Annotated in this window: 15 protein-coding genes; 11 read left to right on the top strand and 4 right to left on the bottom strand. The window is 45.7% G+C overall.

Features of this window, described 5'->3' with window-relative positions; translation table 11 throughout:
- The coding region (locus JHD44_RS15485; RefSeq protein WP_199463669.1) for a LysR substrate-binding domain-containing protein at positions 1-889 on the bottom strand (889 nt) is incomplete at its 3' end.
- 137 nt (positions 890-1,026) lie between these two features.
- Here JHD44_RS15485 and JHD44_RS15480 point away from each other — a divergent pair.
- From JHD44_RS15480 to JHD44_RS15465, 4 genes are all read left to right on the top strand, one after another.
- Positions 1,027-1,791 (top strand): SDR family NAD(P)-dependent oxidoreductase, encoded by a 765-nt coding sequence (locus JHD44_RS15480; RefSeq protein WP_199463668.1) that lies wholly within the window; start codon positions 1,027-1,029, stop codon positions 1,789-1,791.
- Between the two features lie 18 nt (positions 1,792-1,809).
- On the top strand, positions 1,810-2,568 hold the full coding sequence (locus JHD44_RS15475) for an SDR family NAD(P)-dependent oxidoreductase (protein ID WP_199463667.1): 759 nt from the start codon (positions 1,810-1,812) through the stop codon (positions 2,566-2,568).
- Positions 2,569-2,686: 118 nt separating this feature from the next.
- Entirely contained in the window at positions 2,687-3,274 is a 588-nt protein-coding gene (locus JHD44_RS15470; RefSeq protein ID WP_199463666.1) for a TetR/AcrR family transcriptional regulator, read from the top strand.
- A 114-nt stretch (positions 3,275-3,388) separates the two neighbouring features.
- A complete protein-coding gene (locus tag JHD44_RS15465) occupies positions 3,389-4,252 on the top strand; it encodes an alpha/beta fold hydrolase (RefSeq protein ID WP_199463665.1) in 864 nt (287 codons plus the stop codon).
- An 11-nt stretch (positions 4,253-4,263) separates the two neighbouring features.
- Here JHD44_RS15465 and JHD44_RS15460 read toward each other — a convergent pair whose 3' ends face one another.
- Together JHD44_RS15460 and JHD44_RS15455 are read right to left on the bottom strand one after the other, a co-directional pair.
- Complete coding sequence (locus JHD44_RS15460) at positions 4,264-5,196, bottom strand: nucleoside recognition domain-containing protein (protein WP_199463664.1); 933 nt, start codon at positions 5,194-5,196, stop codon at positions 4,264-4,266.
- 340 nt (positions 5,197-5,536) lie between these two features.
- Entirely contained in the window at positions 5,537-6,802 is a 1,266-nt protein-coding gene (locus tag JHD44_RS15455; RefSeq protein ID WP_199463663.1) for a YbiU family protein, read from the bottom strand.
- 100 nt (positions 6,803-6,902) lie between these two features.
- On the opposite strand from JHD44_RS15455, the gene JHD44_RS15450 reads away from it, so the two are divergent.
- From JHD44_RS15450 to JHD44_RS15420, 7 genes are all read left to right on the top strand, one after another.
- A complete protein-coding gene (locus JHD44_RS15450; RefSeq protein WP_199463662.1) occupies positions 6,903-8,027 on the top strand; it encodes an ROK family transcriptional regulator in 1,125 nt (374 codons plus the stop codon).
- A gap of 317 nt (positions 8,028-8,344) precedes the next feature.
- The gene (locus JHD44_RS15445) at positions 8,345-9,217 is read left to right on the top strand and encodes a MurR/RpiR family transcriptional regulator (RefSeq protein ID WP_199463661.1); all 873 of its coding nucleotides are present in this window, start codon (positions 8,345-8,347) and stop codon (positions 9,215-9,217) included.
- Between the two features lie 24 nt (positions 9,218-9,241).
- On the top strand, positions 9,242-9,994 hold the full coding sequence (locus JHD44_RS15440; protein WP_199463660.1) for a transporter substrate-binding domain-containing protein: 753 nt from the start codon (positions 9,242-9,244) through the stop codon (positions 9,992-9,994).
- Between the two features lie 86 nt (positions 9,995-10,080).
- Entirely contained in the window at positions 10,081-10,794 is a 714-nt protein-coding gene (locus JHD44_RS15435; RefSeq protein ID WP_199463659.1) for an ABC transporter permease, read from the top strand.
- A complete protein-coding gene (locus JHD44_RS15430; RefSeq protein WP_199463658.1) occupies positions 10,794-11,504 on the top strand; it encodes an ABC transporter permease in 711 nt (236 codons plus the stop codon). Before JHD44_RS15435 ends, JHD44_RS15430 begins: the two co-directional genes overlap by 1 nt.
- Positions 11,505-11,528: 24 nt before the next feature.
- A complete protein-coding gene (locus JHD44_RS15425) occupies positions 11,529-12,773 on the top strand; it encodes an NAD(P)/FAD-dependent oxidoreductase (protein WP_199463657.1) in 1,245 nt (414 codons plus the stop codon).
- An 8-nt stretch (positions 12,774-12,781) separates the two neighbouring features.
- On the top strand, positions 12,782-13,573 hold the full coding sequence (locus JHD44_RS15420; RefSeq protein WP_199463656.1) for an amino acid ABC transporter ATP-binding protein: 792 nt from the start codon (positions 12,782-12,784) through the stop codon (positions 13,571-13,573).
- A 167-nt stretch (positions 13,574-13,740) separates the two neighbouring features.
- On the opposite strand, the gene JHD44_RS15415 is transcribed toward JHD44_RS15420, so the two are convergent.
- Positions 13,741-15,117: a short-chain fatty acid transporter gene (locus tag JHD44_RS15415; protein ID WP_199463655.1), complete on the bottom strand. Its 1,377-nt coding sequence runs from the start codon at positions 15,115-15,117 to the stop codon at positions 13,741-13,743.
- Positions 15,118-15,182 lie beyond the last annotated feature (65 nt).

Raw genomic sequence — 15,182 nt, 5'->3', positions numbered from 1 at the left:
ATTTTTTTAACTTAGCAACATTTTGAGAGTCTGATAGAGATCGATGGCAAACAAAGTAGTGAACCCTGTCTTCTGCAAAATAAGGTTCTTTAAATAATTTTATCAAGCGCCCTTCGTCTAAGCTGTTCTGAACTAAATGTTTCCAACCTAAACCAACCCCAGCACCTTGATGGACGGCGTCAAGAAGCATCGAAAACTGGCTAAATTGAATATCAGAGCGCTTCTTATCTTCTGCAATGCCATAAAGACTAAACCAAGCTTGCCAATCCATTGGCGTCCAGAGACGTGCTTTCCAATAGGAAGCACTTAAATTCAATAGAGGAACTGATAGCAAATCTTTTGGTTCTTTTAAATTCGGGTGTTTCGCCAAAAACTCTGGTGTGCAAATAGGAAATATCTCTTCGGAGAATAGTGGTATTGCTATGTAATCTGGATGTTCTTGCCAACCCAAAGTGATAGCTGTCTCAAATCCCTCGGCATAATTAGGGCTTTCATCACCACTTATTAAATGCAATTGCACATCAGGAAACTCTAAGTTAAATGCCCGAAATCTAGGCATAAACCATAACTGAGCAAAGGACGTGGTTGTAAAAAGTGATACATGATTTGGCTCATGCTGGCGAAGTAAGGTCTGCGAACATTCAGCAACTTGAGTGAATGCAGTATGTGCCGTTTTGAAAAGCACTTCCCCTTCTTTCGATAAAACAACACAGCGGTTATTACGATTGAATAATTTGAAGCCAAAGTACTCTTCAAGCATTTGAATTTGTTTGCTCACCGCAGCTTGAGTTACGCACAGCTCTTCTGCGGCGTGTTTAAAACTTTTATGTCTCGCTGCTGCTTCAAACGTTTTCAAAGCATTTAATGGTGGTAACGGTAAACGCTGCATGCACTCCCCTTAGACTTAGCAAGCACTATCACTTAACTATAAGTTAACTGAATCGCAAAAAATACTCGTTTGTAGATCTCTTCTTGTTACGTGACTATGCCGTGGCTCAATAACAAACATTCACAAGGAAATTTAAAATGCGATTCAAAGATAAAGCAGTCGTCATCACGGGTGCAGCGGGCGGTGTAGGTAAAACACTGGTTGAATTATTTGCTAAAGAAGGCGCCAAAATAGTCATTTCCGACCGTAACGAAGAAGGCTGCGTAAGTGTCGCGAAAGCAGCAGAGGAATTGGGAGCAAAAGTATCAGTCGTTGCGGACGACCTGAGCGAAAAAGAGTATTGCGAAGCCGTTATCAAAACTTGCGTAGAGCAGTTTGGCGGTATTGATATTCTACTGAACAACGCAGGAATCATCCCTCGCGGGACCATTGAAGAAACAACTGATGACATGTGGTTTAGCGCAATGAATGTAAACCTAAATGCCGTGTTTTTTCTTTGCCGTGCAGCAATCCCTCACATGAAAAAAAGTGGCGGTGCAATCGTGAATACCTCTTCTGTTTGGGGAACCTACCCTGGCCCCAACCACGTAGCCTACTGCACAAGTAAAGGTGCCGTGGCGGCTTTGACCAAAAACCTGGGGCGTGACTGTGCGCCACTGGGTATTCGCGTGAATGCCGTATGCCCTCATGAAATCAATACTCCAATGATTCGAACTGGTTTCGAACGTAGAGGACTTGATCCAGAAAAAGCCATCGAAGCTCTCAACAAGACTGTCCCAATTGGCCGCATTGCTGAGCCTGAAGACATCGCGGATGTCATCGCCTTCTTGGCATCTGATCAAGCACGTTACATTGCTGGCGAATGCGTAGAAGTAACTGGTGCAAAACCAGTTTCAGGTTAAGTGGTAGGAGATAATACAATGCGATTAAAAGATAAAATTGCGGTGGTAACAGGTGGTGGTCGTGGCATCGGTCGCGGAATAACGGAACAACTCCTTAATCAAGGAGCGAAAGTAGTCATCGCCCAACGCCAGCCTTTAGACGAAGCATTATCAGAAAACCCGAATATCGCCTTTGTGAGCGCAGATTTAACAGATGTAAAAGCCCCCTATCTCATTGCACAAAGCGCTGAAGAAATATTTGGAGGCGTGGACATCTTAGTGAATAACGCTGGTTTTATGTTTGAGCGCTCACTTGATGACATGAGCGAGCAAGAATGGGACGACATGATGGCTGTTAACATGCGAGCTCCAGTGTTCTTGGCAAAAGCAATGTTAAAATCAATGCGCCAACGCGGCGGCGGTAGCATCGTAAACATTGGCTCAATCGAAGGAATTGGAGCGAATCCATGGCACTCAGCCTACTGCGGTTCCAAGGCAGGTGTACACGGCTTTACCCGAGCCCTTGCTATTGACCTCGGCAAAGAAAACATCCGTTGTAATGCGATAGCGCCAGGTTGGATCAACTCTGACTTAAGTAACGACTACATCGACGCCCAAGAAAACCCTACGCAAGCGAAGAAAGACCTGTTAAACCTTCACCCGATTGGACGAACAGGCGAACCATCGGACATCGGTTCAACCGTCGTCTTTCTAGCCTCAGAAGACTCCGCCTTTATTACAGGGCAAGTACTTGTAGTCGATGGTGGGCGAACAGCAAAATTATCGCTGCCTTTCTAAAGAGCTCGTCAGCTTTATCCATGATAAAGCTGACTCCAGATTCGTTTAATAGCCAACCTAAAAGATCTTTAATTAGATTTCTGGTAGGCTTTAATCAGTTTGTTTTAGAGACTCGCCAATGAGCAACAATAAGCCAGAAACACGCCAACGTTTAGTCTCCTCCGCTGCAGATATGATCAGCCGCCGAGGACTTGATGCGACCAGTATTCGTGAACTCGCTAAGTATGCGAAGGTGCCTTTAGGTTCTACCTATCACTACTTTCCTGGCGGTAAACAGCAAGTGGCGGTTGAGGCGATTCAATACGCTGGTGATAATGTCGCGCATTTACTTCAACAGGCATTGGAAGCTGGACCGATTGCTGGATTACACAGTTTTCTTGATCTTTGGCGTTCACGAGTAAAGCAAAGTCATTTCCAAGCAGGCTGCCCAGTTCTTGCTGTGGCAACAGAAGAGCCAACAGACGAAGTCGGTTTAGCTACTTTAGAAGCGGCCTCAGAAGTCTTTTCCAAATGGCGCTCTCTACTCGCTAAGTCGCTCATCAAACATGGGGCTGAAAAAGCTCAAGCGAATAGCATTGCAACACTGGCCGTTGCTTCTGTTGAAGGCTCTGTCGCCTTATGCCGCGCCCACCGTAGCTTGCAACCATTAGATGAAATCGAACAGCTGTTAGACGAGCTAATGCGCCAAGCCATATCCCAGCATTAAGTCATTTCTTATCATAAAAAATTTGTCACACCCTCTTTTTATAACAGTCGTTATAAGCTACATTTCTATAACAGTCGTTATAATCGTTCAATTTAGCAACGAAACGAGGGACCTATGTCGGCAACAAATCAATCTATTAGCCTCATAACAGAGGATGGTTACACGCTCCAAGGTTTTATATTTCCTGCCAAAAAGCCCGTTAAAGCGAAGTTGATTGTCGCGGGGGCCACCGCAGTCCCACAAGGTTTCTATCGACGCTTCGCTCAATATTGCGCTGATCAAGGTTATGAGACGTTAACCTTTGACTACCGTGGCATTGGCCTTTCACGCCCAGAACAGTTAAAGGGGTTTCGAATGAGTTTGCTCGACTGGGGGCAAAAAGATCTGGCAGCGGCCGTGTCGTATATGCATTCAGAAGATGTCCCTTTGTTTTTAGTGGGACACTCATATGGCGGACACGCTCTTGGTTTATTGCCAAATCATGACCTAATCAACGGCTTCTATGTATTTGGTACCAGCGCTGGCTGGCATGGATACATGCCAAAGTTAGAGCGACTGAAAGTTCAAATTATGTGGCGAACGTTGCTACCAGCACTCACTCTTTGGAAAGGTTATTGTCCTTGGAAGATGCTTGGACTGGGGGAAGACCTGCCACTCGATGTATTTCGTCAGTGGCGTCATTGGTGCCAATTTCCACGCTATTTTTTCGACGACCCAGCTATGCAAGGGATTGAACAAAGCTATGCTGCGGTTACAACGCCGATCTATGCTGTCAATGCGCTCGATGATTTATGGGCCATGCCTGCATCGAGGGATGCTTTTCTACAAGCCTATACCAATGCCACCATTGAGCGAGAAGACTTAGATCCCAAAAACTACCAAGGCAAAGTCGGTCATATGGGATACTTTAGAGAACACGCCTCCCCTATGTGGGACGACGCTCTCACTTGGTTTGAGGCAAAAAGAATTGTGCCCTAATGGAGGCATGACTAGTAAAACCAAACGATGTGGATCACAGCGCGAAGCAACAGCCCAAACAACGCGCCCATCAACGCATAACGGAAGATTTTACCGATACGAGGACCGATGGCTGAAAATAACGCTAAACCTACTAAATCCACAGGGTTACTGGCTAAACCAACAATGATATTCAGATCCCGTGCCGTCAGTGCGCCTTGCTCCACCTGATCAATGATCACCCCTAAATAAGCCGTGCCGCCTGCAATGTATTTGGTAATAATTGGCAGCACCGCAGCGCCTGGCAAACCTAGCGAACTAAAGATCGGCTCCAACCACTTTGTTAGCACATCGATAACATGCAGATCTTTTAGAATAGTTAAAATAAAAATCGTGATGATCAACATTGGGAGCATGTTGATGGCAATTTTCATACCCTCCATACCCCCATCAGACAGAGATTGTACGATGGTTTTTTTAACTTTAGGGCCTTCTTCGATGGCTTCTGTGCCGTTTGCGTAGGCGGATTGATTACGCATTAAAACATAGTAGGTAAAGGCCGAAGCGAGGATGCCACCGATAATTGAAGAGGCCAATAGCACCCAAATATTGACGCCGTAAGCAATCATAGGAAAGGAAATGTTGCCTTGGGTTAAAGTCAGGACTAATGCCATGGAAGCAGCCAACTTGCGCTGATCTTGTTCCATCAAATCAATTTTTGCCAACGTTGGAAAAGGCGCGACAGAGCTCACAAATAGCATTTTGGTGGATGCGATCACACTCAGGCCAGATGCCCCAAAAGTATGAGTAACAGCGGACAGTTTGACAGATAACCAAGCCAATATCCCTTTGTTTTCGATCACCTTCATTAGTCCCCCCATCACAACGGTAATGGGAAGCATCAAATATAAAACAAGGTCAATGGCAAGCCTGCCGGAGTTTTGGATGTTTTCGATAAAGTCCATTCTGTTCTTCTTATCAAGGTAGAAACAAACGTTTTGTTTACACCTTATGTATCCAAAATACAACATAGCAAAATAGCCCAACAAACTTAAAGATCTATCGAATTGACCTTGTAAGCTAATATGCCCTCAATAACCTATTGATTTTATTATAGATAAAATAGGTTTATTAAAAATAACATAACCTATTGTTATTAAAACCCACATAAAAGATTTATAACTAAAGTTGCTGTTAAAGGATCATACGATCGGCTTTTACAAGGCAAAGAGAACCTCCTATAAAGATATACACGGGTACTCAAAAGCCGAATGAAATATAAAGAAATTCAAAAATGATGGTTCGCTAATCCGCGGCAAAATTCTGTTTACCAAGTTTTGTTAAATCCTCCCACTGGAAGCGATCCTGCCACGAGGCTTCATAATGCTCTTCAGGGAAGTCATCCGGTGAACGACCGGCTTTGAAAGCCTCAGCACACTGTTTGGCATACTGGAGGTTTTTCTCACACCCAGGTGCCGCCGGAATGTACATCACATTGCCCCATCCTTGTTGATTTTCGACGGGGTCCACACCATGAATCAAATCACAGTGCCACCATACAGAGTCTCCTGCGTTAAGATCTGGAATCAAGGCTTTGGCCCTTAATAATAGACTGTGCCATTGTTCATCAATCGGTAGGACTTTACGAGGTGACACGCCACACAGCGCCTCGTCAGCAACATCATCAAGCAAAGGGCGAATCAATAGGTAGGCCATGGCCGCTGGCAAAGGAATCGTGAACAATACTCCTTGATCACGTTTTATATCGCACAGCGCCGTCCAACCTTGAAAGGTTCTAAACGCCGAGCATTTGGTCGTGCCTCCCACATATTCATCCACATCAGGACGATATGCAGCATCCCAAGGATCATAATGCTGGAAATCGCCACTCAAGATATGACGAAAGACTTTCTGATAGGCGGGTAATAACCATCGCTCCAATGCTCCAGAGTCTGTATGAGGACCTAAGCCATTCGAGCTCGTACCCGGTGGGCGTCGGCGCACTCGATCGGGGTAAATGTAATTGATGTTTGGATCAAACCACTGTTTGCCTTCGGACTCTACTTTCCAAAAGCTGTTGAGAAAGCACTGCACATGATGCATCCGCTCGCTTTGACGCGCTTCCATCTGTGGTTTTGACCAATAGAGAGGAAAAATTTCAGGTCGTGATGCGCTTAACGTGCCAAAGAAATCGTCCCCTGGGCCGCGGTACTGGTTGTCAAAGTCGTTACGTTCCACATATTCCACCAGCTCCCTATCCCATTGCTTTGCTTGCTCTGAAGGAAAGTGTTCCCTGACCACCACACAGCCACGGCGCTTAATCAACGTCATCGTATCAGCTGGGACAACTCCATTAGCGATGTCATGATAAGACACTTCAGGCCAAGCACTTTTGCCCGTCTCTTGTGTGGCTTCGATATCTTGTATGTCTTTTTCTAACGCCGAAACAATCTGCGCCATCAGTGCAGGCACATCACCGATCGATGCACGCCATTGTGCTTTCATCTCAATGACGGAATGAGCGATATCGTCAGGTAAATGAGGCGACAAGGTCTTTTTTATTGTTGTCATATGGCACTCCAAATTAAATAAGTAAAGTTTCCTAACTTGTTAATTCAGATTAATCTCAGAACCTGTTGTTGTAAAGCCATTTGTCAAAAGGAAGTCCTCTGTGCCAAAACACTCAGCCCATAAACCCAGTAGTCTGGCGGTCAATACGGATCGTGCATTTGTGGCATGTTTGCGTGAACACAGGGTTTTATCTAGAGCGGCGATAGCCACACAAACAGGCATCTCGAAACCCACCATTTCTGAATCGGCCCAGCGTCTATTAGCTCGAGAATTGATTACTGAATGTGCTGTGAAAGATACACAGACCTCAAAACGTCCCGCTGTTCTTTATGAGGTCAATAAAGATCAAGGCATTTCCATTGCCATCGTTCTAGAGGAAAACCGCAGCCAAATCTGTGCAAAAGACTTACAAGGCAATATTCGCTTGCTTGAGAGCAAAGCCTTTCCTAAAGGACGGTCCGTGGCACAGTTTTCTGATGACTTAGTCGACTTCATTCACTCCACAATTGAACAAACAGGTTTATCGTTGCTAGCGATCGGGCTGTCCATTGCTGACCCTGTACATCCTCGTTCCGGCCGTGTTGTACCAATGCCCCACTCGCCTTTTCCTACTGCGCAACATATTGATTTTATTGAGCTGCTGACATCAGAATTTCAATGTTCATTAACCATCGATAACGATGTGAATTGGGCGACATTACACGAGCAACAAACGACCGGGTTAAATAACTTTCTCTACGTCTTTTTAGGCCGAGGCATCGGCTGTGGTTTGTATTTTGATCAAACATTGATACGTGGCCACAACGGTATGGCCGGTGAGATCGGCTATCTAACCCTTCACAACGATCAGAATTTGCTCGAAAGTGTCTACACTGAAGCCTTTTACGAATTGACAAAAAACCAGCCCGAGCAAGTTCATCAAAGTGACCTCGCGGACATTGTTAAAGCGCTGCGCTCAACCAGTGAAGTTTGTGCTCCAGAGACGATAATTCTAGGGGGGGAATTGTCGGCACTAGAAGCCTTTATGCAGCCATTAACCATTGAGCTACAAGCCCAGCTTGACCAACTATCGGTGTTACAGAGTGAAGTGCCCGAATATGCCCCCTTGCTGGGGGCCGCTCAAGCCGCCTATGAACTCGCTTTGGTTTCCCTAGATTTAGTTGATGAACAAATGGCAGCTTTACGATTAGGTTTTTATACCCTCAAGCGACCATTAGAAGGGTAACGGTATGTTTATCCTATATAGTCAACTCAAATAATCGCCCTAACTATGCCCTTTAGCAGGCGAGGTTAACTCTCATTACTTATCTAATCACTCATTTCTGCTAGATGAATACACCTGGCTGCATTGTTAGCTATTAATTTTTGAGTATACCGATCCTATCGCTTTTCTATAAGCGACCTCCACTTTCAGTTAAAAATTAATACCTTTATAAATCAATTATTTAGGATTTTAAAAATTCATTTTTGACAGTTTTCTGTCACTATTGAAGCAATGACAGAAAGAAATTAAATTCAAATTAAGCAAAAAGTGAGGCCGTCATGAGTCAGACATTGATACAACGTTTGGAACAAAGTTTAGAAACCGCTTCGGCGTCAGGTCGCGTGATTGCGACGTACATGCTTTCTAATCTTCAAGACCTACCCTTTCAAACAGCAGCCAGTATTGCTCAGAAATTAGACCTCAGTGAATCCAGCGTTGGTCGCTTCTGCCGCTCATTAGGCTATCACCACTTAAAAGACTTGAAGCATGATTTAAAGAAAATTCTTGGGGATGAACCTTGGCTGGTTGGCGACCGCTTACAAGAGTTTCGACAATCCCATGGGGATGGTCCAAATGGCTTATCGCGAAGCTTGGAGTTAGAAGTTTCATCTTTGATGCGGGTATACGAGTACGCGGTGACGAATGATTGGCACCAAGTTGCGCAAAGACTCGCAGATACACCACAAGTATTCATCGCAGGGTTTCAAACGGAGCGCGGTGTGGCGGTCTGTATGACTCACCTTTTGCAATACATTCGCCCAGGCGTTCACCTTGTCGATGGTGCTGCTGGCCACTTCAGCGACGTGTTGCTCAGCCGTCCAGAAGAAACCGCATTGATCGTTTTTGAAGCCCGTCGATATTCAAAACATGCTTTGGCATTGTGCGCCAAAGCTAAAGAGCTCGGCATCCCAACCACCTTAGTGACAGACACTTATTGTGACTGGGCAGCGGGCAATGCCGATGAAGTTTTCCGCATCCCCACAGGGTTTAACTTATTTTGGGAATCCACGGCGTCAATGCTGTCTTGGGTTCACCTAATGGTCAACGAGGTCTGTAAGAAACTGGGGCCTGATGTTGAAAAACGACTTGAAGCGACGGCTTCTCTACATAATGAGTTTGTTGGATATACGTCCAAATCCAATAAAAAATAATCGTAAAACAAAAGGAACAAATCAATGAAAAAAACAATTCTAAGCGCTCTTCTAATGGGTTCAATCAGCATTACCCCATCACTGCATGCTGACACCATTAAAATTGCCACCGAAGGGGCTTATCCTCCATTTAACTATGTGGATTCGAACAATAATCTTCATGGTTTTGATGTAGAGATCACCAATGCTTTATGTGCAAAAATGAACGCCGAATGCACCATCGTCGCACAAGATTGGGATGGCATTATTCCAGGGTTAATTGCCAAGAAATACGATGCGGTCGTCGCATCCATGATCAATACTCCCGAAAGAAGACTGAAGGTTTCTTTTACCAATCACTACTACAACACGCCTCTGTCTCTAGCCGTTAAGAAAGGCAGCAACACCACCATGGATAACTTCGATGCAAGTGGCCTTGTTATTGGTGCTCAATCTGCTTCCACACAAGCGTTTTATGCTGAAGACGTACTGGCCGCAAAAGGCGCTACGGTCAAACTCTACCCAACTCAAGATGAAGCCAATGCGGACTTAGCCAACGGGCGCTTAGACGCAGTGATTGCCGATATGATCCCATTAATGGAGTGGGTTAATAATCATGGTGACGGATGTTGTGAATATGTCGGCGACTTCGAAGGTACAAATGCAGAAGCGGCCATTGCGGTAAGAAAAGAAGACGACCAGCTGAGAGAACGCTTCAATCAGGCCATCGACGCCATCGTTGCTGATGGCACTTATCTAGAGATCTCTAACCGTTATTTCGGTACGAACATCTATTAAGCCTAGTCACAACTTATCCTATGGCACTGTGAGATAGCCTGCCACTGAGAAGGGGCTATCTCTCCTTCATATAAAGAGAGACACCGATGGAATACTTATCGTTACTGTCATTTTCGGATGACGGGTGGGGCAGCGCCTTGCTCAAAGGTGCACTGATCACCCTCTCCCTATCACTTGCTTGTTTACCGATTGGCCTCCCCCTAGGCATGTGGATCGCTATTAACGCTCGTTCTAAGAATAAACTCGCGAAAACGTTTGCGGCCCTTTTTTCAACGGTGTTTAGGGGACTACCAGAGTTATTAACGCTGTTAATTATCTATTATGGTTGCCAAATTCTCATTCAAAACATCATGGAATCCCTCGGTTACAGTGGCGAATTTATCATTCACACTTTTGTCGCCGCGATGATTGCCTTTAGCTTTGTATTTGCTGCGTTTTCTAGCGAAGTGTGGCTGGGTGCCTTTAAGACACTCCCAAAAGGACAATATGAAGCCGCGTTTGCCTTGGGAATCAGTAAACCCACCACGTTTTTTAAAATAATTTTACCTCAGCTGATCCGAATCGCCATTCCGGGGCTCTCTAATAACTGGCTGTCTCTTTTAAAAGACACCTCTCTTGTTTCTACCATCTCGCTGATTGATTTGATGCGACAAACCAGTCTTGCGGTGAGTATTACCAAAGAACCCATGTTCTTTTATACCGTCGCCTGTCTAATTTATTTACTTTTCTCCGCCCTATCCGGTCGAATCTTTACATTTATGGAGACCCATTACAGCAAGCATTTACGGAGTATTAAATAATGAACTACGAATCTATTTTAGGTTTATTTATTAATATCGACCTATTTAATATTTATGGTGAAAAGCTATTTAACGGCCTTATCGTCACTGGAAAGTTAGTGGTTATCTCCTTCAGTTTAGGCGCTGTCTTAGGCTTAATCCTTGCGACGGCTCAACTTTCCCAAAATATGTTTATTCGACGTTTTAGTAAGGGCTACATTTATTTCTTTCGTGGCTCTCCTCTGCTCGCTCAGCTCTTCATGCTCTATTACGGCCTTGGTGCGTTTATGGAGTTTTGGCAAGACGTTGGACTTTGGTGGTTCTTTAGAGATGCATGGTATTGCTCTTTATTAGCCTTCACGTTGAACACGGCCGCTTATCAAGCAGAAATTTTCAGAGGCAGCCTACTTTCCATTCCCAAAGGGCAATATGAAGCAGCTCATGCTCTCTCCCTAAAACGCTCAACGACCTTTTTAAAGATTGTCTTACCGCAGTCACTTGTTGTGGCCATCGGGCCGCTTGGAAATGAGCTGATTCTTATGATTAAAGCCAGCGCCATTTCCTCTCTCGTCACCATTTACGACCTAATGGGAGTATCTAAACAAGCGTTCTCTAGAACCTTCGATTTTGAAATCTACTTATGGGCCGCTGTTTTATACCTAGTGGTTGTGGAGCTGGTACGTCGAAGCATCGTTTATTTTGAAGGCCGACTTGGCCGTCATATGCATTAATACTTTTATAAGGAATACGGCTGCATGCAATTTCAAATCATCGTACTTGGAGCGGGCATCATTGGCGTCAGCAGTGCGCTTCATTTGCAGGCCAAGGGCTACCGAGTGGCGCTAATCGATAAAGCCAGTCCTGGTAAAGGGACCAGTTATGGCAATGCCGGTCTAATCGAGCGTTCTAGCGTCATTCCCTACTCATTTCCAAGGGAGTTCAGGTCTTTGTTACGTTATGGCCTGAATCGACAAGCAGACGTCAGATACAGCTTATCTTTTTTACCCAAAGCGGCCCCATGGTTATTAAGCTACTGGAACCACTCTGCGCCTGCGGCACTCGATAACGCCGCGGCCGCCATGCTACCGCTTATAGAACGTTGTGTGGCAGAACATGATCAGTTTATCGACGCGGCAAAGTTAGAGCGTTTTGTCAAAGACCAAGGCTGGATTGAAATTTTTCGTTCAGATAAAGCCTTTTCTAAAGCCAAAGAAGATGCCTTGGCACTGACCAAATATGGGCTCGCATTCGATCTCTTAGACGGGCCATCACTGCGTGAACGTGAACCCCATCTCAGCTATAAAGTAGTCGGGGGTATTCACTGGCTGGATCCCAAAACCGTCAGCAATCCTGGTGCTTTGGTGGAAGGCTATTGCGCTCTGTTCAAACAACGAGGCGGTCAGGTTCTGCATGGCGATGCCAGAACCCTAAAACAAACCTCAGATCAATGGCAGGTCGACTCTCATAACGGAATCATCACGGCTCCGGAAGTGGTGGTGGCGCTGGGACCTCAGTCGCCCGATGTGTACAACCCACTCGGCTATCGTTTCCCAATGGGTATCAAACGCGGCTATCACCAGCATTATCGCAAGTTGGACAATGTTAATTTGGAACATCCTGTGTGTGATACCAAGGGTGGCTTTGTTTTATCGCAAATGGATATGGGCATTCGTCTCACCACAGGGGTCGAACTGGCGAACTCAGAGGAAGCAGTGAACGCCATTCAGCTAGAGCGCTGCGAGAAAATTGCGCGCTCTTTGTTCCCCCTTGGCGAGCCAGTCGACGTGGAGCCTTGGTTAGGGCTACGCCCCTGCTTTCCGGACATGAAGCCCATCATCGGCCCAGCTCCCAACCACAAAGGTTTGTGGTTCAACTTTGGCCATGCCCATCATGGCTTAACCCTAGGCCCTGTCTGCGGACGTTTATTATCCGAAATGATCGCGGGCGATGTCCCTTTTACCTCTCCAACGCCCTACAGTGCAACTCGATTCAAATATTAGGAAGCCTTATGAATACATCTAATGCCTCAACTCATCAAAGCCAAATATCCATCAACGATTCTCGAAATGTTGCCATTAATATCTCTGGACTTAACAAATCCTATGGCGACTATCAGGTTCTGAAAAACATCGATTTACAAGTTAAGGAAGGTGAGCGCATCGTCTTGTGTGGCCCCTCTGGCTCAGGTAAATCCACCCTAATCCGTTGCATCAACCAACTAGAAGTTGCCCAGGGCGGTCATATTTTTGTTCATGACACAGATTTAGCCCTGTCGTCAAAGGCCGCTGATAATGTCAGAAGAGAAATTGGCATGGTGTTTCAGCACTTCAACTTGTTTCCGCACATGTCCGTATTGGACAACTGCACACTGGCGCCTATGAGTGTCAAAGGCGTAAGTCGAAAGGAAGCGGAAGAGCTCGCCCGCCATTATTTAAAGAAAGTAGGCATTGAAAGTCAGGCCAATAAATACCCGATTCAATTATCTGGTGGACAGCAGCAACGTGTCGCCATTGCTCGTGCGCTGTGCATGAAACCTAAGATTATGCTGTTTGATGAACCAACATCCGCGCTTGACCCAGAAATGGTCGCCGAGGTGCTAGACGTGCTTGTTAAACTGGCTGACACAGGCATGACGATGTTATGTGTCACCCATGAAATGGGCTTTGCTCGTCAAGTCGCTGAAAGAGTGCTGTTCTTAGATGGCGGACAGATCATTGAAGATTGCCCTCCCGAGACTTTCTTTAATTCTCCTAAAAGCGATCGCGCGAAAAACTTCCTCGCGCAGATTCTTCAGCATTAACATCCTAAGCGGCATCGCACGAATGCCTTGAAGGATGACTAATATCAGGAGAAGCGAAGCATGGATGGCTTCCCTTCTCCTTCACTATTCCAATCAAAGGAACCGTTCAGATAAAAAAACGCCCGATTTCTCGGGCGCTTGCTTAACGAAGGAGCGGAATAACTTCGTTAGAAAATCATTAAACCTAGACCGATGATGACACCTGAACCTAGTAGAGCAAGTAGGCAGTAACCCATTACATCTTTTGCTCCAAGCCCTGCGATGGCCAAGGCAGGCAGTGCCCAGAAAGGCTGGATCATGTTGGTCCAAGCATCCCCCCATGCTATTGCCATGGCGGTTTTCGCAGCATCCACACCTAGCTCAGCGCCAGCTGGCATCATGACCGGAGCTTGCACCGCCCATTGACCGCCACCAGATGGTACAAAGAAGTTCACTATGCCAGCACTTAGGAAGGTAAATAGTGGGAAAGTGGTTTCATTGGAAATCGCCACAAAGCCTTGAGAAATAAGACTCGCCAAGCTGTCGCCAGAGCTACCCACTGCCGTCATCATCCCCATAATCCCTGCATAGAATGGGAATTGCAGTAGGATGCCAGAGCAGTTTTTCGCGCCATCGGATACAGCATTCAGTAAGCTTTTTGGTGTGCCATGTAACAAGATGGCGGTGAACAAAAAGGTAAAGTTCACGATATTTAGGTTCAGTGCAAAGCCGTTCTGAACAAAGTAGTAAACGACAAACACGTAGCCCATTAGACCGATTAAACCAGAAAGCACACGACTATTTTCCATGCGTTCTGCAGGTGTCATAGACGCTTTATCGATTGACTTAGAGGCATTCAACTCTAATAGTTCCGAAGTATCGAATTCAATCGTATCCTGCGGCGCTGGATGCATTAAGCGATTTAATAACGGAATGGTCACCAACATCACCAGCAATATAGTGATGTTCATCAGTGAAAAAATCGTCTCAGACGTTGGGATCGCTGCGGTCACTGCACCATTCGTTACTGTCTCAATGTTCGCACCACCTGCGATTGCCAATGGAATCGAGCCAGACAGACCCGCGTGCCAAAACAAGAAACCACTGTAAGCAGAGGCAATTAACAGACGGTAATCCACACCGCGTATTTTAGCGGCCAGCTCACGAGCAAAAATAGCGCCGACAACTAAGCCAAAACCCCAGTTAACCCAGCAAGCAATGGCACTGACTACTGTCACCAATACGATGGCTTGGCCTGGTGTTTTGGCAATACTAGCCATAATCGCCAATTTGCGTTTAAACGCAGGCGCACTGGCCATGGCATGACCTGTCACCACAACCATGGCCATTTGCATGGAGAAACTTAGCAGCTTCCAAAAGCCACCTGCCCAAGCTTCAACCACTTGAACAGGGCCTTGCCCAGTACTGGGCATCACCAATGCGAACACCACCAGTGTTAGGACAATCGCAAAAATGAATGGATCCGGTAAGTAACGTTGTAATAGCGTTACGAAGAAGTAGCTTATCCGTTGTAAAGCGGTTTTCTGAGTCATTGAATGAGACATATGTTTTCCCGATTTTATAGTTATTTTAGGTAGGACTTGTGGCCCTATTTTTACCACTTGCTTTT

Origin of the sequence: Marinomonas ostreistagni, from assembly GCF_016461785.1 — a bacterium.
Classification (GTDB): domain Bacteria; phylum Pseudomonadota; class Gammaproteobacteria; order Pseudomonadales; family Marinomonadaceae; genus Marinomonas; species Marinomonas ostreistagni_A.
The sequence above is the reverse complement of the archived record's forward strand: the minus strand, read 5'-3'. Positions and strand labels throughout refer to the sequence as shown.

Excerpts from the sequence above, each read along its gene's own strand:
- JHD44_RS15480 (WP_199463668.1), top strand. The coding sequence starts at position 1,027 with ATGCGATTCAAAGATAAAGCAGTCGTCATCACGGGTGCAGCGGGCGGT.
- JHD44_RS15475 (WP_199463667.1), top strand. The coding sequence starts at position 1,810 with ATGCGATTAAAAGATAAAATTGCGGTGGTAACAGGTGGTGGTCGTGGC.
- JHD44_RS15470 (WP_199463666.1), top strand. The coding sequence starts at position 2,687 with ATGAGCAACAATAAGCCAGAAACACGCCAACGTTTAGTCTCCTCCGCT.
- JHD44_RS15465 (WP_199463665.1), top strand. The coding sequence starts at position 3,389 with ATGTCGGCAACAAATCAATCTATTAGCCTCATAACAGAGGATGGTTAC.
- JHD44_RS15460 (WP_199463664.1), bottom strand. The coding sequence starts at position 5,196 with ATGGACTTTATCGAAAACATCCAAAACTCCGGCAGGCTTGCCATTGAC.
- JHD44_RS15455 (WP_199463663.1), bottom strand. The coding sequence starts at position 6,802 with ATGACAACAATAAAAAAGACCTTGTCGCCTCATTTACCTGACGATATC.
- JHD44_RS15445 (WP_199463661.1), top strand. The coding sequence starts at position 8,345 with ATGAGTCAGACATTGATACAACGTTTGGAACAAAGTTTAGAAACCGCT.
- JHD44_RS15440 (WP_199463660.1), top strand. The coding sequence starts at position 9,242 with ATGAAAAAAACAATTCTAAGCGCTCTTCTAATGGGTTCAATCAGCATT.
- JHD44_RS15435 (WP_199463659.1), top strand. The coding sequence starts at position 10,081 with ATGGAATACTTATCGTTACTGTCATTTTCGGATGACGGGTGGGGCAGC.
- JHD44_RS15430 (WP_199463658.1), top strand. The coding sequence starts at position 10,794 with ATGAACTACGAATCTATTTTAGGTTTATTTATTAATATCGACCTATTT.
- JHD44_RS15425 (WP_199463657.1), top strand. The coding sequence starts at position 11,529 with ATGCAATTTCAAATCATCGTACTTGGAGCGGGCATCATTGGCGTCAGC.
- JHD44_RS15420 (WP_199463656.1), top strand. The coding sequence starts at position 12,782 with ATGAATACATCTAATGCCTCAACTCATCAAAGCCAAATATCCATCAAC.
- JHD44_RS15415 (WP_199463655.1), bottom strand. The coding sequence starts at position 15,117 with ATGTCTCATTCAATGACTCAGAAAACCGCTTTACAACGGATAAGCTAC.